Raw genomic sequence first — 24,953 nt, forward strand, 5'->3', positions numbered from 1 at the left:
AATCATTCCATGCAAAGTTCGGACGAGAACTTGCCTTCTCTCACTGCTTAAAATAACGTCCCTGCCGGAATCGGAACATTGAGAAGCTGCTTGAAAAAGAAAAAGATAAGGACAGTTGTGAAAAGTGGAATAGCGAGCAGCGGGATGAGGCGGCGCTCACGGACGATCCACAGGAATACAAACAGAAAGAGTGGTGTCATGATATAGAAACCAATAATCGGCACGAAGAAAATATAAATAAAAAGCCAACCAATTGTCAGTAAGATGAGCTTCGTACCTTTCTTCCCGGCTTGCGGTCCGCTTTTTAATCCTTTAAAGAACAGCAATAGACCAAGAATCATAATCATAATGGCATAGGCTCTCGGCATGAAGGCAGGCCCCATATCCTGTGGATTGCCGGTCGGAAATTGAAAAGTAAGAGAAAAAAAGAAGACTGCGAACCCCATTACACAAATGCTGATTATCACATCATGATTGGCTTTTGTCATATGATCACCTCATATCAAAAAGAAATAGCTGGCGGCCCGGCAGGATGGACACATGCCTGGAGCCGCCTGTAATCAGTGGAATGTCATGCGATTGTGAGCTGCTACTAAGGAGCTTATTCGTTAAGGCCAAGCTCCGGAATTAGTTCTCCGTAGAAATCATGCGATTCCTGCATCATCGCCTCAAATTCCGGTCCATCAAGGATCACGATTCCTAAGCCGTTGTTATCCATAAACTCGATAAATTCTTCTTCCTGTGCTCCTTTACTGAACGCCTCTGTTAACACTTCAATTACTTCTGGCGGTGTATCCTTTGGCACAGTTAGTCCCCGCCAAGGTCCCACAGCGACAGCATCAATGCCTAGTTCGGCAAACGTAGGAACATCAGGCATGGCAGGTGAGCGCTCATTCGACATGACGGCAAGCGTCTTCAATGTGCCAGCCTCGACATGAGTCAATACTTCCGCCGGGCTGACCGGGACGACGTCAATATGTCCGCCAAGCAATGCCGTTACAGCAGGCGCCGCTCCATCATACGGAACGTGGTTGAATTCAGTACCTGTCGCTTGTTCGATCGAAGCGCCGGCAAGATGCCAGATTGAACCGGTACCGGAGTTCCCCATTTGCAGGCCGGGATTCTCTTTTGCATATTCAATAAATTCTTCCAATGTATCGTAAGGGGCATCAGCCGGAACAGTGACCGCCGCCGGGTCAAAGTTCATTTGGCCAATTCCTGCGAAATTTTCATATGTGATCGGAGCAAGACCTAAGTGAGGCAGGGTCGCTAACTCAACCGTGACCATCGTCACCGTGTAACCGTCAGGAGCAGCATTGGCTCCTTCAGACATACCGACCGCTCCGCCACCGCCGGTGCGGTTGACAACGCCGACCGAGACGCCAAGATGCTTTTCGGCGGCAGAGGCGAGGGCTCTTGCCGTCGCATCGGTTCCTCCTCCGGCATCAAAAGGAACAATTAATGTAATGTTTTGTTCAGGGAATGATGTCTCCGATTCGCTTTCCGTTGTTGTGTCTTCTCCATTTTCAGCTGGTTCTTCCGTGTCAGCCGGCTCTCCGGCTCCGTCATCGGAAGTTGATTCTGTACCCCCACAGGCAGCTAACAGCAGAATGAAGCATACAAAGAATAAACTAGCAACAAATTTTTTCATAGTAGTCCCCCTTTATCAAAATAGAAAACGCTTTCTAAAAACTCGCTTACATTTAAGATCAATTACGGAAATTGAGTTAAAAAAAGGAGTATAAAGAAAGCGTTTACAAAACTGAGTTTATTATTTAATTAAATAAAAGTCAATATTTTTAATTTTATAAATTTATTTAATGATGAAAAATTTTTTAGTAAAACCAATAACTGTAAAACATTTTGTCGCCTGTCACACGCCCCTCTATTAGATAAGAAGAATAAAAATTTGGGGGTAATTCAAGGAATGGCGTTTCGCGGATGTCTAAAAGAATCTCGTTTTTAGCCACCTTTGAAAAGTTGTAACGGTTACGTACGCCGCTTCTTTCTTCCAGCTTGTAATGTTAAGAAATTCTTAAGAAATTCAGTAAGGAGATGTTAAGATTTCCTGTTTATACTGAGTGAGCGGGAAAAGAGAGACATGCTATACTACGTTAGACAGGAAAGGGGAGAACGGAAATGGAGCCGTACACGGTATTAGTCGTTGATGATGAAACAGAGATTCGCGATGCCATCGAGATCTATTTGCGCAACGAGGGAATGAGAGTCATTCAGGCGAAGGACGGGATTGAAGCGATTGATGTTCTGAATGAGCAGACCGTGCATTTGATCATTCTTGATATGATGATGCCCCGGCTCGATGGGATAGCGACAACGTTTAAGATTCGTGAAAAGCAAAACATCCCAATTATTATTCTTAGTGCGAAAAGTGAGGACATTGATAAAATTCTCGGACTGCAGGTCGGCGCCGATGACTATGTGACAAAGCCGTTTAATCCGCTGGAGCTGATTGCCCGGGTGAAGTCGCAGCTTAGACGCTACGTCACGCTTGGCACGTATGAAGGTGGAGCGAGAGTTATTGATTTGCACGGGCTGACGCTTGATCCGGCGGCGAAGGAGGTTGCCGTTCATGGAGAGGCGGTCAAATTGACACCGATTGAATATAAAATTGTCGAGCTCTTAATGAGAAATGCCGGCAGGGTCTTTTCGATTCAGGAAATTTATGAGCGGGTTTGGAACGAGCCTTGCTACAATGCGGAAAATACGGTTGCCGTTCATATCCGTAAAATACGGGAAAAGATTGAGATTGATCCGAAGAATCCAAGATATGTAAAGGTGGTATGGGGAGTTGGATATAAAATGGAAAAATAGAGTGAGAGTGGGAATTTGGCTTTTGCTGATTGCCTTTGGGGTCAGTGGAATGATGGCCGGTCTTGTTTTCAGCAGTGAATATACGAAAAAAAGTTATTTTGAAACAGACGAGTTTGACTATGAGCTTGCGCAATTTATCAGCTATTTGCATTTATTTGAGCTGAACGACCTATCCAGGGAAGAAGCGAAGGAACGGATCACTGTCTCGCAGGAAGAAATTGAAGAGCATCGCTATCGCTATGGGGATTTAACAGAACAGATATCATCGATTAACGCGCAGTATGAAGCTGATATTCAATTCGCGCAAAGTGAAGGGAATGAAGAACTCGCCTCAGCCTACCGGGAGGAACGCGATGCGAAGATAGAGGATATTACGCTTAATTTTAATAGCGATGAGCATATTGAAGCGAAGATTCGCAATATGAAAGCAAGGCAGGTCGATCAATACTATCAGGAGCTGGAGAGAGAACGTGCGGCTTTTTTAACGTATAAAAGCATTTTTACGTATTATTTAGAAGATACGGGTACGGGTAATATTTATACGAATACGACCTTGAATATTGCCGATTTCGACCAAGTATTTTCCACGGATAAGATGATATTTATGAAGCGCTATTCAGGTGAAAACGGTGAGTATTTGCCGATGGATGGCCAGTTGGTACACGCGGACGATGGCTTTCCGCTTTTCTCCTATGCGGATATGGGCAATATCGAAGGCGTTATTGGCATTCCAAAGGATCGGACAAATAATTTCATTATGGAATCGTACGATCATTATCAACAGACGCAGTGGCTATTAGCAGGATATTTTTCATTGGGGCTTCTTTTAACCTGCGCGATGATCTTTAGAAGAAAAAGAATTCCTTTTAAAGAGGTTCTTCCTTATCAAAAAGGGTTGGAGCTTTATAAGCGGATGCCGCAGGACGCCGGGGTGATCCTGTTTATCATTCTAGTCTTTCTCGCCCTGGATTTCGTTGATTCATTGGCAAGAAAGCCGCTCGGCTACAGTCTGTCTTACAATCTTTATTATATGCTGGAGGGCTTTATCATCAACTGGCTGCTCGCGGCAGTTCTGATCGGTCTCTGTCTAGTTCAAGGCAGCTACTTACTGACCGTTGCCAAAGAAAAAGATGAGTGGGGACTTTATTGGGAGAGAACCCTGCTCTGCAGGATCATTCGGGCAATTACGGAAACATTTTCGAATCGGAAGGTCGGTACGCAAATGAGCTTTCTTCTCGGAATGATTTACTTGATGGGCTTCGGCGCGATTTTTATCGGTGTTGAGCCAACTCTCGTTATTCCATATGCCATAGTCTTGTTCCTTGTTGGAGGACCGCTTATGCTCTGGCTGTTGAAGCAAGTCGGGTATTTCAACAAAATTGTCAGCCATGCGGCGACTGTGGCGACAGGAGCGGTGACGGCTGACTTGCCGGTGAAAGGAAAGTCGGCGCTAAGCGAGCTGGCTGATGCGATGAATAAAATGAAGGATGGCGTGCAGGCATCACAGCTGGAGCAGGCGAAAAGTGAACGGTTAAAATCAGAATTGATCACCAATGTCAGTCACGATTTACGGACGCCGCTCACATCGATTATTACCTATACCGAATTGCTCAAGGCGCCGGATACGACAAGCGAGGATCGGCAGGCGTATATTGAAATCATCGATCGGAAGTCAAAGCGGCTGAAAGTGTTAATTGATGATTTATTCGAAGCCTCGAAAATGGCCAGTGGAAACATTGAATTGGTTAGAGAGCGGGCTGATATCGTCCAGCTGCTGCAGCAGACGCTCGCTGAGCATAATGAAACGATTCAGGCTTCAACATTACAGTTCCGCGTCACCCATGAACAGACGCATGTCTTTGCATTCGTTGACGGGCAAAAGCTTTGGCGGGTATTCGATAACGTAATCGCCAACATTTTACACTATTCGCTTGAGCATACGAGGGTCTATATTTCAAGCAAGCGTGAGAACGGCCAGGTTATCATCACCTTCAAAAATGTAACGAAATACGAGCTTGGCGACAATAGTGAAGAGTTATTCGAACGGTTCAAGCGCGGTGATGCTTCCCGTCATACTGAAGGCTCCGGTCTCGGTCTGGCGATCGCCAAGTCGATTATCGACCTCCACGGCGGCAGCCTGACCATTGAGGTTGACGGTGACTTATTCAAGGTAATTGTTGTTCTGGACGCGCTGGACAGGTAGAAATTGGCAAAGGCAGTGGCTCCGTTCTGCGCACATACAACCGCCCCGGGGAAGAGCTTGGGACAAAACCAGTTAGCATAGAGCAGCAATGGCTTCACTCGCCACAAGCGTGTTGTGAGAAACCCGCTCACAACACGCGTTCAAAGAACGTGGCGGTTACGCTCATTGCTTTGGGGCTGGACCAATCAACCTTTTGGTCCAGTCCCTTTAATATCCCGCCTCGTAGTCTATGACATTTAGAGAGGGCTGGTTGCCGGCTAAATAGCTTTTGAGGTTTGGCAGTAAGATGTCCTCGATTAACCGCCGGGCATAATGTTCGGTGGCTCCGGCTGTGTGCGGCGTAATGATTACCTGTTCCATTTCCCAGAGAGGACTGTCCGCCGGAAGCGGCTCGGTTGAGACAACATCGAGTCCGGCGCCGGCAAGCTGCTCCTGCTGCAAGGCTGTAATCAGGCTTTCTTCGTCGACAATATCCCCGCGGCCAATATTGATGAAAAACGCCGAGCGCTTCATCTTGGCAAACTGTTCTTCACCAAAGAGGTGATGCGTTTCTTTTGTGAGCGGGAGGGTAACAACAACATAATCACATTTTGGCAGGATCGAGTTTAATTCATCAATCGGATACATCTCATCAACATAATCCGTTGGCTTCGCCGACCGTCTGACACCAAGCACGGTCATTCCGAATGCTTTGGCGATTTTCGCTGTTTCTTTTCCAATCGCCCCTACGCCGATAATGCCGATGGTTTTTTGATGAAGCTCAAGACGGATGGAGCCGTCGTGCCACACTTTCTTTTGCTGGTTTCTGACATACGTATGGATGTTGCGGGTAAGAGCAAGCATGAGGGCAAATACTGTTTCAGAAATAGGATAGGCGTGAACACCATTCCCGCCGGTGACGAGGATATCGCGCTCTTTGAGCTTGGATAATGGCAGGTTATTGACGCCAGCCGTCCATGATTGGAGCCAGCGAAGCGCTGCCGGCTGCTCCAGACAGGCCGAGGCCATTTCTTTCTTCCAGCCGACAATAATTTCGGCCTGGTTCAATTTGTCATGCCAAACTTCCTTGTTTCTTCCACTGATTATATTCCAATCCGGGAGAGCGTCTTTGACTTTGTTCAGCAATCCTTTCTCGATGTCCTGGGTAATAATAAGTGTTCGGGTCATTGGGAATCTCCTTTCGTTATTGATACTGGGACATATTTGCTATAATTTATTATACCGTTTTATCGCTTTCTTTTGAAAGAAAGACAAATCGTGGAACCGGCGCTCAGCTGGAAGGAAGGAGAGAGAACGATGAAGGTTCAGCCATTACCGCAATCGTTTTTTGAGCAGCCTACTCTTGAGCTGGCGAAAGGGCTGCTTGGGAAACTGCTCGTGAAAGAGAGCGCTTCAGGTACGGCCTCCGGCTGGATTGTGGAAACGGAAGCGTATATAGGACCGGGTGATCGCGCGGCGCACAGCTTTGGCAACCGGCGCACGCCGCGAACGGAAATCATGTTTGCCGCCCCGGGTTATGTGTATACATATGTGATGCACACCCATTGTCTCGTCAATGTCGTTTCCGGCAAAGTTGATCAACCGGAGGCGGTGCTGATTCGCGCGGTTGAGCCGTATCAGGGACTGGAGCTAATGTATGAGAGACGCGGAGAGAAGAAAAAAGAACAGGAGTTGACGAACGGACCAGGTAAGCTGACGAAGGCGCTCGGCATCGACCGCAACGATTATGGGAGGCGGTTTGTTGAGCCTCCTTTGTATATTGCCAAAGGCCGACAGCCTGGAATCATTATGAGCGGTCCGCGGATCGGGATTGATAATAGCGGTGAAGCAAGGGAATATCCGTGGCGGTTTTGGGTGAAAGGGAACCGGTTTGTTTCACGATAAAGATGAGCAGGAGAGCGTTTCTTTCCTGCTCATTTTTCTTTGTAAGCAAAGCCGGTGGCTGCTTTGAAAAAACGTTGCAATTCTCGTTAAGTGGAAATCGGCAAAGCTGCTGGATGACCGCGCAAATGGATGGGGGAAATGATCTGGTATTGGATGGTTATTATCGCTCAATCACTTATTATAATAGTGGTTAAGTCGGAATTAGTGAGGAGTGAGTCAGGTATGGCAACCATTCGCCCGGTGTTGGCGGCTTTTGTCCAGCAGAGGCGTGCCGGCGAGGATTTCGGTTCCTATTGGCGGCGGGCCGGAGCTGGTATCCATCTCTGTTAACAGGTAGAGAGAAATTGCGGTCGCCGGATGGAGTTACGACGGCTGATTGCGCATCCGTGGAGAGAAAGCAGTTTCAGTGGCAGGAGAAGAAGTGGGGAGAACGTTTAGAGAGGGATGGTAAAATGAAAAAACGTCAAGTTCACGTTGCTGTAGTCCAGGCGGCGCCTACCTTATTTGATAAGCAGGTCGCCTTGGAGCTAATCGGAAAAAGAACGAGAGAGGCGGCCGGCCAGGGGGCGGAGCTAATTGTCTTTCCCGAGGTTTTCCTTCCGGGTTATCCGCGCGGCCTTAGCTTCGGCGCGCGGGTCGGCAGCCGGACTGCCGGGGGACGCAAGGACTGGCAGCGTTATTGGGACAGCGCGATTCAGGTTCCAGGACCGGAAACGGAGGTACTGGCTGAGCTGGCAAAGGAGCTGGAAGTTTATGTAGTGATTGGCGTAGTCGAGCAGGATCAGGAGTTCAGCACGGGGACATTGTATAATTCCATCATCTATTTCGGGCCTGAAGGGACGTTGCTGGGCAAGCATCGCAAGCTCGTTCCGACCGGCTCGGAGCGCTTGCTGTGGGGACAGGGGGACGGCAGCACATTGACCGTTATTGATACCCCGTTTGGCAGAATAGGAGGGTTGATCTGCTGGGAAAACTATATGCCGCTTGCCAGAACAGCGATGTACGCACAGGGGGTTGATATTTATATTACGCCGACGGCCGATGCCCGCGACTCGTGGCAGTCGACGATTCGTCATATTGCCTGCGAAGGGCGCTGCTACGTGCTTTCCAGCAATCAATTTGCGACGAAGTCGACGTACCCTGCCGACCTGGCGTACTACGACGACATTCATGAAGACGATGATGTACTCAGCCGGGGTGGCAGCGCCATTGTCGATCCGCTTGGTGAGTACGTCGTCGAACCGCTCTATCATGAAGAAGGGATATTGTTTGCGACGCTTGAGCTGGATAAAGTGACGCAAAGCCGGTTTGATTTTGATGTGGTCGGTCATTACAGCCGTCCGGATGTTTTCCAGCTTATCGTCAATGATCAAAAGCAGGCGATTGTCAGGAAGAAACATTCCGATTGAAGGATGCCCCATGTGCAAACAGGGAAAATCCGCCTCGCTTTCGCCCTGGCTGCAAACGGAAAAATCAACCGAAAAAAGCTGTCCCGGAAAGGTCATCTTTCAACCTTTCTGAGACAGCTTTCTTTTGAGAGGCAGGGAAAATCCGTCTGTGACGTTTTCCAATTGCTTGTCTTATTTCTGTTCGTTCCTGCTCACTTCACAGGCCGATTACGCTTCACTTGCTGCTTTGTCAGAAGCCGCAGTTTCGGCCTTGATCATTTTAGCGTCGAAAATAAACGGGCCAAACGGCACGACAGAGGCGACGACTGCGAGCAGTCCTTTCATGAACGACCAACGGAAGGCGATCATCAGATAGGCGACAGCAAGCAAGTAAATTACGAATAGAATACCATGCGCCATTCCTGTTACGGTGACAGCGAGCGGCATATCAAACCAATATTTTAACGGCATGGCAATTCCAAGCAACAGTAAGAAGGAGATGCCTTCCAAATAGCTGATGATTCTAAAACCTTTTAATGAGGCACTCACCAATAATCAACTCCTTTTATAATAAGAAAAAGTAGATGGTGGTTGTGTTGCATAGCATCCATACCAAGTATAACAGCTTTTTCTTAGTGGAGAGAGCCGTGAATGCGGCAATCCGGTGGATTTTTTGTGAAAACGTGACAGCAGCCAGCTGATCATGCTTTTAACTGACCGAGCAGCTGTTGGTAAGCGGCCGCCTCTTCATGTTTACCGAGCTTTTGATAGGTTTTCACAAGCCATTCAAGCGGAGCTGATTCGTCTGGGCGCAGCTCCATGTCCCAGCTGAAGCAGTCGATCGCCTTTTCATACTGTTCAAATTCGAAATAGAACCGCCCCAGTTCCAGCTGGTTGTCAGCTTCTTCTTCGAGCCTCAGCACTTGAGCGAGCCGTTGCTCCAACGGTTGCAATGTGGCGTGTTTGGCATTTTTGAGCCAGTCGTGCAGTTCTTTTAGTTGGTAGCGCTGCAGCAGGACCGGAAGCGAGAGCTGGATGATCCGCTCAAGCACAGCAGGATGGCCGCGAAGCAGCTTGAATAATCGCTTTGAGACCTTTTTGGACAGTAGATTGTCCGGAACTGCCGTAAGCTGGCACCACATGTCAGGCAGTTGCATGAGCTCTTGCTTGGAAAGAAGGAAAGAATGTGTTAACAGTAGCTCGATCGCTTTGTCATATTCGTTTTGCTCGGTCAGGAAGTGGAAGACGTGAGCATGAAGTCCGCTTTCAGCAGGGACGCTTTCTGTCAAGGCGAGGAGGCAATGCAGGCAATCCTGCGCGTTAAAAGAAGATTGATAAGCGGTGATCAGGGTCGCAAGGGATGCTTCGGACGGGTTTTGTTTGTAGCTGTCGGTTTGCAGGACAAGAAGGTTGAGCGTGTTTTTCTGTTTTTTATAGAGAGCCGTTAGCAGGTTGTCGTCCTGCTTTTTGATGTAACGGATGAAGGCTTTCTGTTCAACGTACAAAGGATCGGTGTCCAGCAGCGAGGTTAAAGGCGCCTGATACAGTTCGGCTGCTTTTGTATAGTCCGGATGGATGATCGTCGCGTGCAGCCAATCCTGCTTATAGCCACGCAGGCGCAGAAGGGTGGCAAGGCGAAAGGCGTTGTTCAGCTGACCGTTGCGTCGGTAAGAAAAAAAGAGATCTTTCAATGAGTTTTCGAGTTCCTTCGGGGTCAAAGCGTGATCGAAATAGGAGAAAATAAGCGCAGTTTCCTCAGGTGGCAAGGACCGTTTCAAACGAGGCAAAAGCTGTGGCAGGCCATCGGCGTGCAGCGTTTCAGACGGGTCAGCGAGTAAGGAAAAAAACGGTGCTGCCTGTTCAACGTGCAGGCCTCGTCTTTCGGCCAAATCTAAAAAGGTTCCCGGCTCCGCCGTCGGCTGTGGAAGAGCGGTAAGGAATTGATTATGATAAAAATAGAGGAGATAGCGTTCGGCACTTGTCTTTTCGACGCACTCCACTAATGTACATTGCTGAAAAACCGTTATTTTATCAGGCTCAATCTTTTTACTCTGCTTATTGATGATCAGGGTCCAAACATATGAAGTATTCACCCAATCCCTCCTTTTTTTTAAGTGTACCATACTCTAGGGCTGATTTCCTGAGTGACTTTTTGACCTGCTTAGGGAAAGGAAGCTGTTTATGGTAAGATGAGAACAGAAAACAGCTAATGAAGAGTAAGGTTGGATCGTAATGACAAAAGAACAAACAGCAGTGATCAAACAGCGTTACGCGGCGAAATTGAAAAATGGCTATCCGCTCATTGAGAAATCAGCGTTCGACCAGCCGTTTATCGATTCGCTTCAAGAAGGAACGCTGCTGCGGCTGCTTGATGAAAAGGGTGCTTTTCTCGGCAAAGGGTATTTTGGCCGGCAAAATAAAGGAGTAGGCTGGGTGCTGACAAGAAAGCAGGGCGAGGAGATTGATCGTCCCTTCTTTCAATCCCGCCTCAAGGCGGCCTTTGACAAGCGGGCCGCGCTGAAGGCTGATGATCAGACGACGGTTTTTCGCCTATTTAACGGCGAGGGTGACGGAATCGGCGGATTGACGATCGATTACTATGATCGGTTTTATTTGTGCACCTGGTACAGCGAGGGGATCTATTCGTTTCGCAAAGAAGTTTACGAGGCGCTGCAATCAATCGTGACGTGCAAAGGGATTTATGAGAAAAAACGTTTCTCGGCGAAAGGGCAGTACGTGGAAGACGATGATTTCGTCAGCGGCGAGCGAGGCGAATTTCCATTGTTGGTCAAGGAGAATGGCATGACGTTCGCTGTGTATTTGAATGATGGGCCGATGACCGGGGTTTTTCTTGACCAGCGTGATGTTCGCAAACGGATTCGCGATCACTATGCCGACGGCAAGGATGTGTTGAATACATTTTCCTATACGGGAGCGTTTTCGGTTGCGGCCGCTTTAGGAGGAGCGCGAAAAACGACAAGCGTCGATCTCGCCAAACGAAGTTTACCAAAAACAATTGAACAGTTCAGTGTCAATCAAATTGATTATGAAGCACAGGATATTGTCGTGATCGATGTGTTTCAGTATTTCTCCTACGCCCGCAAAAAAGGAAAGACGTTTGATTTGGTTATTCTTGACCCGCCAAGCTTTGCCCGCTCGAAAAAAAGAACGTTCAGCGCGCAGAAGGATTATACCGGTTTGCTGCAGGAAGCGATTGCCTTAACGAGGAAAAATGGTTTGATTGTCGCCTCGACCAATTGCAGCCTTTTTTCGATGAAAAAGTTTCACTCCTTTATTCGCGAAGCTTTTTCACGTGAAGGAGTCAGCTATGAGCTGATGGAGCAATACAGTCTGCCTGACGATTTCCGCACGACGAAGGCCTTCCCTGAGGGAGATTATTTAAAGGTTGTCTTTCTGAAAAGGCTCAGCTGACGGAGGCCGCTGAAAAGCGTCCTTTTTCGTAACTCGCAGCTGCTGAAAAAGTGAAAATCGTATTATTTCAGCAACTTCAGCTGACGAGCCGCTTCGGGAGAGGTTGACTTGATCTGAGGCTTTGTTCATAATAAGGGCAATATGATAAAAGGTTTTCTAGGGTTCCGCGTCAACCGGCGGTCTGGACCGAGAGAAAACGCACAGGCTCGGCAGTCTGTGACACGGAGGGATAAAAGCCCGGGAGAATTCTGTTAAGACAGAAGGCTCCCGGGCTTTTTCTGTGAGGAGAAGTAAGAGGGGAGAATGATGATGAAAGGATCTTTGGAATGGCTGATGGTCGTGGTGGCGTCCGTTTTTGAGGTTGGCTGGGTCATCGGCCTGAAATATGCCGCTACGACGGGAGAGTGGGCGCTGACCACAGTAGCGATCATCGTCAGCTTCGGCCTGCTCATCCGGGCAGGTCAGCGTTTGCCTGTTGGCACGGTATATGCGGTTTTCGTCGGCCTCGGCACGGCGGGAACGGTGACGATGGATATTCTGATATTCGGTGAACCGTTACGCTTATCCGTGCTGTTGTTTCTGGCGCTTTTGCTTGCTGGCATTTTCGGGTTAAAAGCGGCAACAAGCACGGAGGAAGTCGAGAAGGAGGGTAACTAAGATGGCGTGGTTGTATGTGATCCTTGCCGGCATCTTTGAGATGCTCGGGGTGACGATGATGAACCAGTTTCATAAGAGCAAATCTGCCGCCAGCCTGCTTGCGTTATTCGCCGCATTTGCGATCAGTTTCTTTTTGTTGTCGCTGGGGCTGAAAACGTTGCCGATGGGGACGGCCTACGCGATCTGGACCGGAATTGGGGCGGCTGGCGGAGCGCTTATCGGAATGCTTTTTTACGGCGAGGCGAGAAGCATCACCCGGATGGTCTGTTTAAGTCTGATCATCACCGCTGTAATCGGCTTGAAGCTCGTCACGGCATAAGTGATTAGCTGGGGAAAGACAGATCATGTATACTGAAAAGAAGTGATCTGTTGAGAAAGGATGTTTTTATGAAAAAAGCGGTTGTATTAGCAGAAAAGCCGTCCGTCGCCCGGGACATTGCCAGAGTGCTGCGCTGTGAGCGGAAAGGAAATGGCTTTCTGGAAGGAGATCAATATATTGTCACGTGGGCATTGGGCCATCTCGTTACGCTCGCTGAGCCTGAAGCCTATGGGGAAACGTATCAAACGTGGAAGCTGGAGGATTTGCCGATGCTGCCGAAGCGCCTGCAGCTCGTGGTCATTAAGCAGACGAGCAAGCAGTTCCACGCGGTAAAGGCGCAGCTGCAACGAAAGGATGTCGATCGTGTCATCATCGCGACCGACGCCGGACGTGAAGGAGAATTGGTCGCAAGATGGATACTTGAAAAAGCGCATGTTACCAAGCCATTGAAACGGCTCTGGATATCCTCCGTCACCGACCAGGCGATTAAGCAGGGCTTTGCCAAGCTCGCAGACGCGAAAAAATATGAAGGCCTTTATCACTCGGCCGTTGCCCGCTCAGAAGCGGACTGGTATGTCGGCATTAATGGAACGCGGGCGCTGACGACTAAATTTCAGGCGCAGCTATCGTGCGGACGCGTGCAGACGCCGACATTGGCGATGATTGCGAAAAGGGAAGCTGATATTCGTTCGTTCAAGCCAGTCCCTTATGACCAGCTGATGGTGACGACCACACAGGGGCTGACGCTGCAATGGCACGATCAAAAGACGAAGGAGCAGCGTATTTTTGACCGAGCCAAAGCCGAGAAGCTGGAACAAAAGCTGAAGAACGCGAACGGCGTCATTACTGCAGTGGACACGGTGAAAAAGAAAACCCCGCCTCCGCAGCTGTACGATTTAACAGAATTACAGCGGGAAGCGAACAGCCGTTACGGGTTTTCGGCGAAGGAGACGCTGTCGATCCTGCAGCGCTTATATGAGCAGCATAAGGCGGTGACCTACCCGCGGACCGATTCGCGCTATCTTTCCTCCGATCTTGTCGGGACGTTGCCGGAGCGGATTAAGGCGTGTGACGTGCAGCCATTTCGGAAAGTCGTTGTTTTGTTGAAAGGACGCTCGTTTGATCAGCGGCTTGCCTGCATCAATGATAAGCAGGTGTCCGATCACCATGCGATTATTCCGACCGAGCAGGCGCCGGCCCCTGCTGCGCTGAGCGAAAAAGAGACAAAGCTTTATCGCCTTGTCGTCTGCCGGTTTCTCGCCGCTCTTTTTCCAGCGATGGAATATGAGCAGACGACGGTTAGTGCAGAGATAGCTGGGGAACAGCTCATCGCCAAAGGAAAACGCACGCTCTCGCCCGGCTGGAAGGAAGTGTATGCCGAAGATGGTTCCCGGACAGAGGAGGATGTTGACCTTCCACGCCTGCAAAAAGGGGAACAGCTTCGTTTGGCCAAGGTCGAGTTAAAGCATGGGGAAACGAAGCCTCCGGCAAGGCTGACTGAAGCGACGCTGCTTACCGCAATGGAAAAGCCGATGGCTTTTTTAAGCAAGGAGGAGAAGGAGCTCGCCGATACGCTCGGCAAAACGGGCGGGATCGGAACGGTGGCAACGCGGGCCGACATCATTGAGAAGCTGCTGCAGACACAGCTGATGGAAAAGAGGGGGAAAGAGCTGTTTCTGACGGGAAAAGGAAAGCAGCTGCTTGACCTCGTCCCTGAAGATCTTCAATCCCCTGCTTTAACAGCCGAATGGGAGCTGAAGCTGGAGAAAATCGCCAAGGGCGAACTGAGCAAGTCACAGTTTGTCGAGGAAATGAAACAGTACGCCGGCAGCATCGTCAAATCAATCAAGCAAAGCGACAAAACGTTCAAGCACGACAATATTACAGGAACACCGTGCCCGCAATGTGGAAAGCTGCTAATTGAACTGAACACAAAGCATGGCAAAAAGCGGGTCTGTCAGGATCGACAGTGCGGCTATAAGAAAAATATTGCCAAAGTGACCAACGCCCGTTGCCCGAAATGCAAAAAGAAGCTGGAGCTCTGGGGTGAAGGGGAAGGACAGACCTTCGTTTGCAGCTGTGGTCATCGCGAGAAGCTGTCGGCTTTTCAGGAACGGCGCAAAGAGAATCAGCATAAGAAAGTGTCAAAAAAAGAAGTCGCCAACTATATGAAAAAGCAAAACAAGCAAGACGAATTTGCCAACAATGCGTTGGCTGAAGCGTTGGCTAAGCTGAAGTTGGATAAGTAGAGGAAAGCCTGGAACAAAGGATGGGATGGACCTTTTTCCAGGCTTGGTTTTTTCATAGACAGGGCTCTGCGATGGAAGGACAGGTTTTCTATTAATATATGGACGATTCAGCTAATAGACTAATACAGAAACGTGAAGGTCGTTACAGCCGCCATCCAGCTTATCGGTTCGTAAGTGTTTCAGCTTGACAATAAAATTTTTAATATGTAATATATTACATATATCTATCCTTTTTTCTTATTTTTGTAAGCGCTTTATAATAGATGGAAAGTGAGGGCCGTTTAGATGGGGAAATTCAAAGTAGTCGTCACGGATTATGAATACAGCTCTCTTGATATTGAACGGATAGTCCTCTCGGGCATTGGGGCGGAGCTCATTCCGATGCAATGCCGGACAGAGGACGAGGTGATCGAAGCGGCCAAAGGGGCAGATGCGATTTTCAATCAATATGCGCCTTTGTCCCAAAGGGTCATCAACACGCTCGACAACTGCAAAGTTATTGCGAAGTACGGGATCGGGGTCAACACGGTTGATGTTCAGGCAGCAACGGAGTCGGGCATTTTAGTTTGCAATGTATCGGACTACTGTCTGGATGAAGTTTCCGACCATGCTTTTGCCCTGCTGATCGCCTGCGCCCGGAAAGTCGTCAAGCTGAACGCCGCAATTAAGGAAGACCGCTTATGGGATTTTAAGCAGGGGGTGCCGGTTTATCGGCTGAAAAACCGGATACTCGGACTCGTCGGACTTGGAAGCATTCCGCGTGCTCTCGTTCCGAAAGCGCAGGCCTTTGGTTTAAAAGTAATGGCGTTTGATCCGTTTGTTTCAGTGGAAATTGCCGCCGACTTGAACGTGGAGCTTGTTTCGCTGGAGGAGCTGTGCCAAAATGCCGACTATCTTTCGATTCATGCGCCACTGACGGAGCGGACGCGCGGCATGATCAGAGCGGAGCACTTTAAACTGATGAAGAACGAGGCTTTTCTGATTAATACGGCGAGAGGTCCGGTCGTTGATGAAGAGGCACTCATCTTTGCCTTGCAAAATGGAGAGATTGCCGGGGCTGGACTCGATGTCGTCGAAGTGGAGCCACTATCGGGCGATCATCCTTTTTTACAGATGGAGCACGTCATCCTCAATCCACACGTCGCCTGGTACTCTGTAGAATCGGAGCAGGAGCTGAAAAGAAAATGTGCCGAGAACGTGGCGGCCGTGCTTACCGGTCATTATCCGCCATATTTGGTGAATAAGGAGGTGAAGCCGAAAATTGCGCTGAAGGCTAATCAGAATCTCGTAGTCTAGTGAGTGAACCGGCTTTTTAACAGATAAGAACGTATAAGATTTTCGGGTTGATTTGGGGAAGGGAGGCGGCTTCGCACGCCGCTTCTAAGATAAGCCGCTACGCGGTTTTCTGAAACAGCAGTTTACAGGAGGTGGCTTGGGTGAATGCAGGAAAGGTGGCGATCGTCACAGGAGGAGTAACAGGCCTCGGACGCGCGGTCGTGGAACGATTAAGCAACAGAGGGGTTCGCATCGCGATCGTCGGCATTACAGAAGAGCTTGGGCGGGAGACGGAGCGCTCGCTGCAGGAGCAGGGAAGAAGCGTTGTCTATTATGACGGAGATGTCTCTGACGAAGAGGCGGTATCCCGGGTAGTTTCCGAGATTTACCGTGACTTTGGCAGAATGGACTATTTGGTCAATGCGGCCGGGATTATTACGCGCGCGCCGGCGAAAAGCGTTCAAAAGGAGGATTATCAACAGGTTTTGTCGATTAATTTAGTCGGCGGTTTATTGATGTGCCAGGCCGTTTATCCTTATATGGCCAAGGATGGCGGCGGCAGCATTGTTAATTTCGGCTCGATGCTCGCTCATTATGGCAGTAAAAACTTAATCAGCTACGCTTCGTCTAAAGGGGCCGTCATTCAAATGACAAAGTGTCTGGCCGTGGACTGGGCGGAGGATAATATTCGCGTCAATGCCGTCAGTCCGGGCTATATTGAAACACAACTATCTGCCGGCGCAACAAAGGACCCGGTGTTCAAGGAACGGATTCTTTCCCGCACTCCGCAACGAAGGTTCGGCAGACCGGAGGAGGTAGCAGCGGTAATTGATTTTCTGCTGTCGGACGATGCTAGCTTTGTCACGGGTGTTGATATTCCGATAGATGGTGGTTTGTTGGCTGGGGATCCGGTGCTTTATCCGCCGGCCGCTCAATCATAAAACAAGGAGAAAAAGGAGGAGCAGAAAATGAGTATTGATTTAAACACGTTCACAGAACAGATGGGTTTGCCTGATCAAGCGATTGATTTGAATGAAATTCCATGGGTGCCCCAGGGAGATCGTGTCTGGTTTAAACCGGTGCGTTTTAATTTGGCAACAGGAGCCTGGATTAATCTGTTAAAGGTCAAGCCGGGTGGTGTGGTCAACCGACATCGCCATACAGGCGGTCAAGTGCTCGCCTACACAATTCAAGGGGAATGGCGCTATTTAGAACGGGAGTGGTCGGCCAAGCCGGGGACGTTCGTCTTTGAGCCGCCGGGCGACATTCATACGCTTACAGTCGACGGGGAAGAGGATATGATCACAATCTTTATGCTCGAAGGCACAATCCAGTACCTCGATGACCATGACCAGGTGATCGTCCAGGACGACGTCTTCAGCAAAATGAAACGCTACTACGACTACTGTGACCAGCACAACATCGAAAAGAAAAACCTCGTTTACTGAAGTCAAGACCTCTCAGGAAGGTTTTCCTGAGAGGTCTTGACGAAACGGTGTGCGGAGTCTGCGCCTGGTTTTGAAATCCGATACCGAAACGGGTTTTTTCGGTATCGGATGAGCGCAGAACGGAGCCACTAGCGCCGGCCCCAGGCAATGAGCGCAACCGCCACGAACTATTAAAGCCTGTTGTGAGTGGGTTTCTCACAACAGGCATGTGGCGAGTGAAGCCATTGCTGCTAGATGCTTTTGTCTCATCCTCTCCTGCGAGTAGCGAACGGAGCCACTAGTCGGTTTTAATGGATTTGAGCGGCTGTTTGGCCGGCCCTTCCACGACTTCGCCTTTGTATGAAAAGCGTGAGCCGTGGCAAGGGCAATCCCATGTATGGTCACCGTGATTCCAATGAACCTCACAGCCCATATGGGTGCAGGTTGTATCGACGACGTGCAGGGTGCCGTCCTGTTCGCGGTAGGCGCCGGCGCGTTTGCCATTCACATTGACGATTGTGCCTTCCCCTTTTTTAACCTCTTCCGGCTTGCGCTCTGTCTGATCAAACTTTCCCTGAAAAAGCTGCTTGGCGACATCGGTGTTTTGCGAAATGAAATTCCTGATGCTTGGATCGGCGACAAAACGGCTTGGACTGAACAATTCCTCGTATCGATTGGGGCGCTGTAAAATAAGATCGCTAATCAGTAGCGCAGCGACGGTACTGTTCGTCATTCCCCATTTCCGGTAGCCTGTCGCGACAAAAATCGAAGGGTGGAGCTTGGAGTGCCGCCCGATATAAGGAATTTTGTCCAGTGTTGTTAAATCCTGCGCCGACCAGCGGAAGCGAATGTCGAGCGTCTGGAAGATTTCCTGCCCGTACTGCTCAAGCGCCTCGTAATGATTCATTGTGTCGATGCCGTGTCCCGTTTTATGATTTTGTCCGCCGATTAAGACAAGCTTCTCCCCATCCATCATCGTATAGCGCAGGGAGCGGGACGGAGAGTCAATGCTTAAATACATTCCTTCTGGAAAGTCGTTGTCCACTTTTGCGGCGACGACATAGGAACGGGACGGGTACATTTTCGAGAAATATAATCCGCTGCCATCGAAGAATGGAAAATGAGAGGCGATCACAATATGATCAGCCTGAACCTTTGCGCCGCTCTTTGTCAAAATAACCGGACGACTCTTTTCTTCCATATCGAGCGCCACGGTCTGTTCGTAAATAGAACCGCCATTATCGACAATGCCTTTTACGAGGTGAGCGACATACATTAACGGATGGAATTGGGCTTGCTCGTTCATGACGAGGGCTGCTTTCACCGGAATGTTTTTCACCGGAATGCTAGTTAGTAACTCTCCTGGAATACCGAGCTCCTGGTAAGCGTTGTACTCATCCTCTAGCTTTTTTACACCTTGGTTCGTCGTTGTATATAAATAGGCGTCCTGCTCAGAAAAGTCGCACTCCATTTTTTCTTCTTTGACAAGACTGCGTATGAAGCGCAAAGCATCCATGCTCGCTTCGTAGTAAAGCTTCGCCTGCTCCTTGCCAATGTGGGAAATGAGCTCAGCGTAAATGATGTCATGCTGGGCGGTTATTTTCGCTGTCGTATGACCGGTTGTACCATTGGCCAGCACATCCGCCTCAAGCAGAGTTACTCTTTTTCCAGCCTTTGCAAGCAGGTAGGCTGTCGTCAAACCGGAGATGCCTCCACCGACAATCGCCACATCGGTTTCAATGTCTTGAGTGAGAGCGGGGAAGGAAGCCAACTGGGTGGAAACACGCCAAAATGGCTCCGGCCGTTCTGGTAAGGATGAATTCCTGTCGTTGAGATCTGTCATAGCTATCTTCCTCCAATTCATGGAATACTTTCTTAAAAGAAAAGTAAGTATAAAAAAGTGAATGACTTGTTATACCGCTTTTGAAATGTTTACGTGCTGTGGAGAACGATGAACATGCAGTTGTTTTTTAACATACCCACTTCCAGCCGGTTCAATGTAATCTTATTGAGTATAAAATATGAAAGAGAGAAAGAGGAACGGGGTATACTAAGAGGAGGCAAGGAATGGAAAGATGCTGGTGGAAGGAAGCCGTTGCTTACCAAATTTATCCGCGTAGCTTTAAGGATTCAAATGGCGATGGGAACGGCGATCTGCGGGGAATCATCGAAAAGCTGGACTACTTGAAGGAGCTGGGAATTGATTTGATCTGGCTCTGTCCTATATACGCTTCACCAAATGATGACAACGGCTATGATATTAGCGATTACGAAGCGATTCTGCCGATGTACGGGACGATGGCCGATTTTGATTGTCTGTTGGACGAAATTCATAAGCGGAATATGAAGCTGATTCTTGATTTGGTCATTAACCACACGTCCGATGAGCATCCATGGTTTATTGAGTCGCGCTCCTCGAGAAACTCTGCGAAGCGGGACTGGTATATATGGAAAGAACCAAAGCAGGACGGAAGTGAGCCGAACAATTGGGAATCGATCTTTCACGGGTCAGCCTGGGAATATAATCAGCTTACTGGGGACTATTACCTGCATCTTTTTTCAAAGAAGCAGCCCGACTTAAATTGGGAGAACAAAGAGGTCCGCCACGCACTTTATCAGATGATAAACGGCTGGCTCGCTAAAGGGATTGACGGCTTTCGGGTCGATGCGATTTCCCATATTAAGAAAGCGGAAGGTCTCCCTGATCTGCCCAACCCGAAAGGCCTGCGCTACGTTCCTTCCTTTGAAGGCCATCTGAATCAAAAAGGGATCGATCTGTTTTTGCAGGAGTTGAAGCAGCGTACCTTTGCCAACCATGACATCGTTACAGTCGGGGAAGCGAATGGGGTGACCGCTGAAGAAGCCGGCTTATGGGTCGGAGAAGCCGGCGGGATTTTTAACATGATCTTTCAATTTGAGCATCTTGGCTTGTGGGGGAAAGACGGGGAGCAATTCGATCTTAAAAAGGTGAAACAAGTGCTTTCTAAATGGCAGAAAGAGCTGGACGGTGTAGGCTGGAATGCTTTATTTTTGGAAAATCATGATCAACCAAGAAGCGTTTCCTCTTGGGGCAACGATGAAAAGTATTGGCGTGAGAGCGCGACCGCTCTCGCCACATTATTCTTTTTTATGCAGGGGACGCCGTTTATTTATCAAGGGCAGGAAATCGGCATGACAAATGTCAGGTTTTCTTCAATTGATGAGTATCGTGATGTAAGCGCGAAAAATGAGTATCGGCTTAAACGGGAGGCCGGCCTGTCCGGCAATGAAGCGATCGCTTCGATTTGGAAGGACGGAAGAGACAATGCCCGGACACCGATGCAATGGGATGATTCAGCACAAGCCGGCTTTTCAACGTCCGACAAAACATGGATCGGGGTTAATCCGAATTACCGCTCGATCAATGTCGCCGCCCAGGAACTGGATGCTGACTCCGTCCTCTCGTATTACAAAGCGATGATCAGCCTGCGAAAAGATTCCCTGCCGTTGCTCTATGGACGCTATGTGCTGGAGGCAAAGGATGACCCGGCGATTTATGCCTATCGCCGAGTGTGGCAGGAAGAGTCGTATTTGATCGTCGTCAATATGGCAGCGGCTGAGTCGAAGCTCGAGGCCGAGCTGGCTGCACAATTGTCGAGAATGGAGCTGATACTATCAAATCTGCAGCCCTGTTCGAATGCCTGGTTTCATCCTTACGAAGCGAGGGTATATAAAGAGCGGGAAAAAGGTGTTGGAGATTTAAATTCTTAACAATTATATTGCATTGACTTTTTGGACATGGTATCATTAAAAGATGTTTTTTTATTTAAGTACGGTGGATAACACTGATAAAGGAGATTATATATTTGGCAACTTTTTATGAATTTGGCTTGGACCATCAAGTGGTGAGAGCCGTAACAGAAATGGGCTTTTCAGAAGCCACACCTATTCAAACAGCGACGATACCAACTGCCTTAGAGGGTAAGGATATCATTGGTCAGGCGCAAACAGGAACAGGAAAAACGGGCGCATTTGGCGTGCCGCTAATTAATCGGATAAAGACGGAAGAGGACCATGTGCAGGCGTTAATTCTTGCGCCGACAAGAGAGCTGGCCAATCAGGTTTCGGAATCGCTGATTGCCTTTGGAAAATATAAGGGTGTGCGCACGGTCGTCGTTTACGGTGGACAGGATATGCGCAAGCAAATTCGCGATTTAAAGCGGAAACCTCATGTGATCGTCGCCACACCTGGACGTTTGATGGACCATATGCGCCGTAAGACGATCCGTCTTCAGGAAGTGGAAACAGTCGTTCTGGATGAAGCGGATGAAATGTTAAATATGGGATTCATTGAGGATATTGAGACCATTTTGAAAGAGGTTCCGACGGAGCGTCAAACATTATTGTTCTCTGCTACAATGCCGAAGCGAATTGAAAAGCTGGCGCAAACCTTTATGAAGGAACCCGAGCTTATTGCAGTCAAAGCAAAAGAAGTAACAATGGAAAACATTGAACAGCAATATATTGAGCTTGCCGAACGTGATAAGTTCGATGCCTTATGCCGGTTAATTGATATTCATACGCCGGAGCTGGCGATCGTATTTGGCCGGACGAAGCGTCGGGTTGATGAGCTGGCAGAGGCACTCGCAAAACGCGGCTATCGCGCAGAAGGAATTCACGGTGATCTGAACCAGGCGAAGCGTGACAGTGTCCTGCGCAAATTTAAGAACGGTTTGATTGACGTGCTTGTTGCTACTGACGTGGCAGCGCGCGGGCTCGATATTAGCGGAGTGACGCATGTTTATAACTTCGATTTGCCGCAGGATCCGGAAAGCTACGTCCACCGGATTGGACGTACAGGGCGTGCTGGGAAATCGGGTGTGGCGGTTACCTTTGCGACGCCGCGTGAAAAGGATCATGTTAAAGCGATTGAGCGTTTATCGAAGAAAAAGATGACGAAGCGTGAAATGCCGTCTTTTGAAGAGGCGATTGAAGGCCAGCAGCAGCTTGCTCTCAACCAGCTTCGTTCACTGATTGCAGACGGAGGAGCTGACGCTTACCGTCAAGCGGCCAAGGAGCTTCTGCAGGAGTCAGACGCGACAACAGCACTTGCCGCGGCGCTGAAGCTTCTGACAAAAGAGCCGGATATGACACCGGTCCGCCTTACAGCGGAAGCACCGCTACGCGCGAAAAAACGCCGCGAGGGCGGAGGCTCTGGCGCAGGGAAACCATATCGTCAGCGTCGGGGAGATGATCGCCGTCGTTCGCAGTACCGCGGGAAGGACAGCGGTCGCCGCCAGTCGTCGCAAGGCCGTGGCGGGCAACAGCGTAAAGCGAAGCATCACGCATAAAAGAAAAGCCGCTTGATAAGGAATGATTCGGGGCGGGGCATCGGCTTCACGCATTACGCGGAGAGCTGAGTGGCCCCGCTTTTAGTTAGGACGGTACGCGTTTTTCTTAAGTGATTGTAAATTATGTTAGCATTTTTTTAAGTTTAAGCGGAAAGGGTTGTCTCTTGTGTGTTGGGTTGGTATCTTGAAGGAGACCCACACAAGTAAGACTCTTCATCGTATTACCCCTTGATTGAATCGGCTGCAGCTTGCAGCCGATTTTTTTTTATGTAATCAACTGCTAATTATAGTAAGGAAATGGATAGAAAAGGTTTTATGTCAGATTATCTGACATTGTTATTGCGGAAATCTTCAATCAGCTTTAAAGTAAAACATAACAAATTGATGTCACATAAGATTACATGAAAAGGAAGTGTTTGGGGATGACGGTATCTGCACCAACAAGAGAGAGCTTAATAGAAACGATCAAGGAAACGATTAAAGCGAAGAATGTCGAATTACTTCATATGCAGTTTGTTGACATTGAAGGGACATTAAAGCATGTTACAGTCACAGCTGAGCAAATTGATCAGGTTGTTGACGGGAAGGTGATGTTTGACGGTTCTTCCATTACAGGCTACACGCCGATTAACCGTTCTGACTTGTATTTAGCGCCTGATTTAACAACGTTCGCTGTATTGCCTTGGACAGTCGAAGACGGATATTCAGAAGCACGCTTTCTATGCAGTGTAACAAATCCTGACGGTTCAGACTTCGAGGGTGATCCTCGTAACGTGCTAAAAAAAACGGTAGAACGAGCGAAAGAGAAGGGCTATTCGATTAACGTAGGACCTGAACTTGAATTCTTCTTATTTGAAACGGATGAATATGGACAGCCAACACTAAGAACACAGGATGTCGGGGGCTATTTTGAACCATCGCCAAAAGACTTAGGGGAACGCGTTCGTTTGGAAATTTATAGAGCATTGAAAATGATGAACTTCACGATCGAAGCTTCTCACCATGAGGTAGCGATCGGGCAGCATGAAATTAACTTTAAATATGCCGATGCGTTAGGTTCGGCTGATGCAGCGACAACGTATAAGTGGGTCGTCAAGACGGTAGCTCAGCAATTTGGTCTGCATGCGACCTTTATGCCAAAGCCGTTAGCAGGGGCAAACGGAAGTGGAATGCATACGAATATCTCGCTTTTTGATGTTGAGAAGCAGGAAAATGCGTTTTATGATGAGTCAGATGAGCTTGGACTATCAGAGACAGCCTATCAGTTCATCGCTGGTTTAATGGAGAATGTAAAGGATTTTGTCGCGGTAACAAATCCGCTTGTTAACTCTTACAAGCGTCTTGTACCGGGCTACGAAGCGCCTTGTTATATTGCCTGGTCGGCTTCGAACCGTTCGGCGTTAATCCGAATTCCTGCCACTCGCGGAGCGGGAACGCGTGTCGAAATCCGTTGTCCGGATCCATCAGCAAACCCGTATTTTGCCTTTGCGATCATCGCGACTGCCGGTCTTGACGGGGTAGAGCGTCAATTATCAGCTGTTCCGGCTGTTGATGCCGATATCTTTGCGATGGATGCTGCGGAGATTGAAAAGCGCGGGATCGAAAACTTACCGACTAACCTCGAAGCGGCGATTGATCGTTTTGAAGCTGGCGAAATCGGTCGCCGGGCATTGGGCGAGCACTCTTTCGGTGAATATGTTGCATTAAAGCGTGCAGAATACGATGAGTTCCGCACAACAGTTCATGGTTGGGAAGTTTCTGCCTACCAAGCGAAATTCTAAAAATTAAAAAGCTGGTCAAAAGGTTGTTTCCCTTTTGACCAGCTTTTTCTTGGTGTGCCCGGCATGTGCATGGGCTATAGGGTTCAAGTCCCGAGCAGTGAAGGTCACTGTAACTGTTAGCCAACGACAAGGGTGTCTAGGGTGACCTAGAATCTGAAGGAAGTCCGAGGCAAACC

At 48.8% G+C, this 24,953-nt stretch carries 20 protein-coding genes and 1 riboswitch; of the genes, 14 read left to right on the top strand and 6 right to left on the bottom strand.

Features of this window, described 5'->3' with window-relative positions; genetic code table 11:
* Positions 1–47 precede the first annotated feature (47 nt).
* Positions 48–488 (bottom strand): tripartite tricarboxylate transporter TctB family protein, encoded by a 441-nt coding sequence (locus M3202_RS15080; protein ID WP_251224146.1) that lies wholly within the window; start codon positions 486–488, stop codon positions 48–50.
* A 113-nt stretch (positions 489–601) separates the two neighbouring features.
* Positions 602–1,651: a tripartite tricarboxylate transporter substrate binding protein gene (locus tag M3202_RS15085; protein ID WP_251224147.1), complete on the bottom strand. Its 1,050-nt coding sequence runs from the start codon at positions 1,649–1,651 to the stop codon at positions 602–604.
* A gap of 488 nt (positions 1,652–2,139) precedes the next feature.
* On the opposite strand from M3202_RS15085, the gene M3202_RS15090 reads away from it, so the two are divergent.
* Both M3202_RS15090 and M3202_RS15095 read left to right on the top strand, forming a co-directional pair.
* Positions 2,140–2,832, top strand: a complete 693-nt coding sequence (locus M3202_RS15090; protein WP_251224148.1) for a response regulator transcription factor — start codon at positions 2,140–2,142, stop codon at positions 2,830–2,832.
* Complete coding sequence (locus M3202_RS15095; RefSeq protein WP_251224149.1) at positions 2,810–5,035, top strand: HAMP domain-containing sensor histidine kinase; 2,226 nt, start codon at positions 2,810–2,812, stop codon at positions 5,033–5,035. The genes M3202_RS15090 and M3202_RS15095 overlap by 23 nt, the downstream gene beginning before the upstream one ends.
* A 207-nt stretch (positions 5,036–5,242) precedes the next feature.
* On the opposite strand, the gene M3202_RS15100 is transcribed toward M3202_RS15095, so the two are convergent.
* Entirely contained in the window at positions 5,243–6,202 is a 960-nt protein-coding gene (locus M3202_RS15100; protein ID WP_251224150.1) for a D-2-hydroxyacid dehydrogenase, read from the bottom strand.
* Between the two features lie 129 nt (positions 6,203–6,331).
* Between M3202_RS15100 and M3202_RS15105 the strand changes: the two genes are divergently transcribed.
* Positions 6,332–6,919 carry a DNA-3-methyladenine glycosylase gene (locus tag M3202_RS15105; protein ID WP_251224151.1) on the top strand — a complete coding sequence of 196 codons (588 nt, stop codon included), beginning with the start codon at positions 6,332–6,334 and terminating at the stop codon, positions 6,917–6,919.
* Between the two features lie 452 nt (positions 6,920–7,371).
* Entirely contained in the window at positions 7,372–8,328 is a 957-nt protein-coding gene (locus tag M3202_RS15110) for a carbon-nitrogen hydrolase family protein (RefSeq protein WP_251224152.1), read from the top strand.
* A gap of 207 nt (positions 8,329–8,535) precedes the next feature.
* On the opposite strand, the gene M3202_RS15115 is transcribed toward M3202_RS15110, so the two are convergent.
* Both M3202_RS15115 and M3202_RS15120 read right to left on the bottom strand, forming a co-directional pair.
* Positions 8,536–8,859 carry a DUF3817 domain-containing protein gene (locus M3202_RS15115; RefSeq protein WP_251224153.1) on the bottom strand — a complete coding sequence of 108 codons (324 nt, stop codon included), beginning with the start codon at positions 8,857–8,859 and terminating at the stop codon, positions 8,536–8,538.
* A gap of 149 nt (positions 8,860–9,008) precedes the next feature.
* Positions 9,009–10,400 (bottom strand): tetratricopeptide repeat protein, encoded by a 1,392-nt coding sequence (locus M3202_RS15120; protein WP_251224154.1) that lies wholly within the window; start codon positions 10,398–10,400, stop codon positions 9,009–9,011.
* A 139-nt stretch (positions 10,401–10,539) separates the two neighbouring features.
* Here M3202_RS15120 and M3202_RS15125 point away from each other — a divergent pair, with 139 nt between their 5' ends.
* The 7 genes from M3202_RS15125 (at position 10,540) to M3202_RS15155 (ending at position 17,687) form a co-directional block, all read left to right on the top strand.
* Entirely contained in the window at positions 10,540–11,739 is a 1,200-nt protein-coding gene (locus tag M3202_RS15125) for a class I SAM-dependent rRNA methyltransferase (protein WP_251224155.1), read from the top strand.
* Positions 11,740–11,884: 145 nt separating this feature from the next.
* A riboswitch (guanidine-I (ykkC/yxkD leader) is annotated at positions 11,885–11,985 on the top strand.
* A gap of 63 nt (positions 11,986–12,048) precedes the next feature.
* Positions 12,049–12,396, top strand: coding sequence for a DMT family transporter (locus tag M3202_RS15130; RefSeq protein WP_285890522.1), 348 nt, complete (start codon positions 12,049–12,051; stop codon positions 12,394–12,396).
* Between the two features lies 1 nt (position 12,397).
* Positions 12,398–12,715 carry a DMT family transporter gene (locus tag M3202_RS15135; protein ID WP_251224156.1) on the top strand — a complete coding sequence of 106 codons (318 nt, stop codon included), beginning with the start codon at positions 12,398–12,400 and terminating at the stop codon, positions 12,713–12,715.
* Between the two features lie 68 nt (positions 12,716–12,783).
* The gene (locus M3202_RS15140) at positions 12,784–14,964 is read left to right on the top strand and encodes a DNA topoisomerase III (protein WP_251224157.1); all 2,181 of its coding nucleotides are present in this window, start codon (positions 12,784–12,786) and stop codon (positions 14,962–14,964) included.
* 285 nt (positions 14,965–15,249) lie between these two features.
* Entirely contained in the window at positions 15,250–16,260 is a 1,011-nt protein-coding gene (locus M3202_RS15145; protein ID WP_251224158.1) for a C-terminal binding protein, read from the top strand.
* A 140-nt stretch (positions 16,261–16,400) separates the two neighbouring features.
* Entirely contained in the window at positions 16,401–17,180 is a 780-nt protein-coding gene (locus M3202_RS15150; protein WP_251224159.1) for an SDR family NAD(P)-dependent oxidoreductase, read from the top strand.
* A 27-nt stretch (positions 17,181–17,207) separates the two neighbouring features.
* Positions 17,208–17,687, top strand: coding sequence for a 2,4'-dihydroxyacetophenone dioxygenase family protein (locus M3202_RS15155; RefSeq protein WP_251224160.1), 480 nt, complete (start codon positions 17,208–17,210; stop codon positions 17,685–17,687).
* Positions 17,688–17,964: 277 nt separating this feature from the next.
* Here M3202_RS15155 and M3202_RS15160 read toward each other — a convergent pair whose 3' ends face one another.
* On the bottom strand, positions 17,965–19,509 hold the full coding sequence (locus M3202_RS15160; protein WP_251224161.1) for an FAD-dependent oxidoreductase: 1,545 nt from the start codon (positions 19,507–19,509) through the stop codon (positions 17,965–17,967).
* Between the two features lie 224 nt (positions 19,510–19,733).
* On the opposite strand from M3202_RS15160, the gene M3202_RS15165 reads away from it, so the two are divergent.
* From M3202_RS15165 to glnA, 3 genes are all read left to right on the top strand, one after another.
* Positions 19,734–21,416, top strand: a complete 1,683-nt coding sequence (locus M3202_RS15165; protein ID WP_251224162.1) for an alpha-glucosidase — start codon at positions 19,734–19,736, stop codon at positions 21,414–21,416.
* A gap of 95 nt (positions 21,417–21,511) precedes the next feature.
* Positions 21,512–22,996 (top strand): degradosome RNA helicase CshA, encoded by a 1,485-nt coding sequence (gene cshA, locus M3202_RS15170; RefSeq protein WP_251224163.1) that lies wholly within the window; start codon positions 21,512–21,514, stop codon positions 22,994–22,996.
* A gap of 422 nt (positions 22,997–23,418) precedes the next feature.
* A complete protein-coding gene (gene glnA / locus M3202_RS15175; RefSeq protein WP_251224164.1) occupies positions 23,419–24,777 on the top strand; it encodes a type I glutamate--ammonia ligase in 1,359 nt (452 codons plus the stop codon).
* Positions 24,778–24,953 lie beyond the last annotated feature (176 nt).

Source organism: Halalkalibacter oceani (genome assembly GCF_023715605.1).
GTDB classification, from domain to species: domain Bacteria; phylum Bacillota; class Bacilli; order Bacillales; family Bacillaceae_D; genus Halalkalibacter; species Halalkalibacter oceani.

What these genes read in the sequence shown, in the direction of transcription:
- M3202_RS15080 (WP_251224146.1), bottom strand. Translation starts at nt 488, where the DNA reads ATGACAAAAGCCAATCATGATGTGATAATCAGCATTTGTGTAATGGGG.
- M3202_RS15085 (WP_251224147.1), bottom strand. Translation starts at nt 1,651, where the DNA reads ATGAAAAAATTTGTTGCTAGTTTATTCTTTGTATGCTTCATTCTGCTG.
- M3202_RS15090 (WP_251224148.1), top strand. Translation starts at nt 2,140, where the DNA reads ATGGAGCCGTACACGGTATTAGTCGTTGATGATGAAACAGAGATTCGC.
- M3202_RS15100 (WP_251224150.1), bottom strand. Translation starts at nt 6,202, where the DNA reads ATGACCCGAACACTTATTATTACCCAGGACATCGAGAAAGGATTGCTG.
- M3202_RS15105 (WP_251224151.1), top strand. Translation starts at nt 6,332, where the DNA reads ATGAAGGTTCAGCCATTACCGCAATCGTTTTTTGAGCAGCCTACTCTT.
- M3202_RS15110 (WP_251224152.1), top strand. Translation starts at nt 7,372, where the DNA reads ATGAAAAAACGTCAAGTTCACGTTGCTGTAGTCCAGGCGGCGCCTACC.
- M3202_RS15125 (WP_251224155.1), top strand. Translation starts at nt 10,540, where the DNA reads ATGACAAAAGAACAAACAGCAGTGATCAAACAGCGTTACGCGGCGAAA.
- M3202_RS15130 (WP_285890522.1), top strand. Translation starts at nt 12,049, where the DNA reads ATGAAAGGATCTTTGGAATGGCTGATGGTCGTGGTGGCGTCCGTTTTT.
- M3202_RS15135 (WP_251224156.1), top strand. Translation starts at nt 12,398, where the DNA reads ATGGCGTGGTTGTATGTGATCCTTGCCGGCATCTTTGAGATGCTCGGG.
- M3202_RS15140 (WP_251224157.1), top strand. Translation starts at nt 12,784, where the DNA reads ATGAAAAAAGCGGTTGTATTAGCAGAAAAGCCGTCCGTCGCCCGGGAC.
- M3202_RS15145 (WP_251224158.1), top strand. Translation starts at nt 15,250, where the DNA reads ATGGGGAAATTCAAAGTAGTCGTCACGGATTATGAATACAGCTCTCTT.
- M3202_RS15155 (WP_251224160.1), top strand. Translation starts at nt 17,208, where the DNA reads ATGAGTATTGATTTAAACACGTTCACAGAACAGATGGGTTTGCCTGAT.
- M3202_RS15160 (WP_251224161.1), bottom strand. Translation starts at nt 19,509, where the DNA reads ATGACAGATCTCAACGACAGGAATTCATCCTTACCAGAACGGCCGGAG.
- M3202_RS15165 (WP_251224162.1), top strand. Translation starts at nt 19,734, where the DNA reads ATGGAAAGATGCTGGTGGAAGGAAGCCGTTGCTTACCAAATTTATCCG.
- glnA (WP_251224164.1), top strand. Translation starts at nt 23,419, where the DNA reads ATGACGGTATCTGCACCAACAAGAGAGAGCTTAATAGAAACGATCAAG.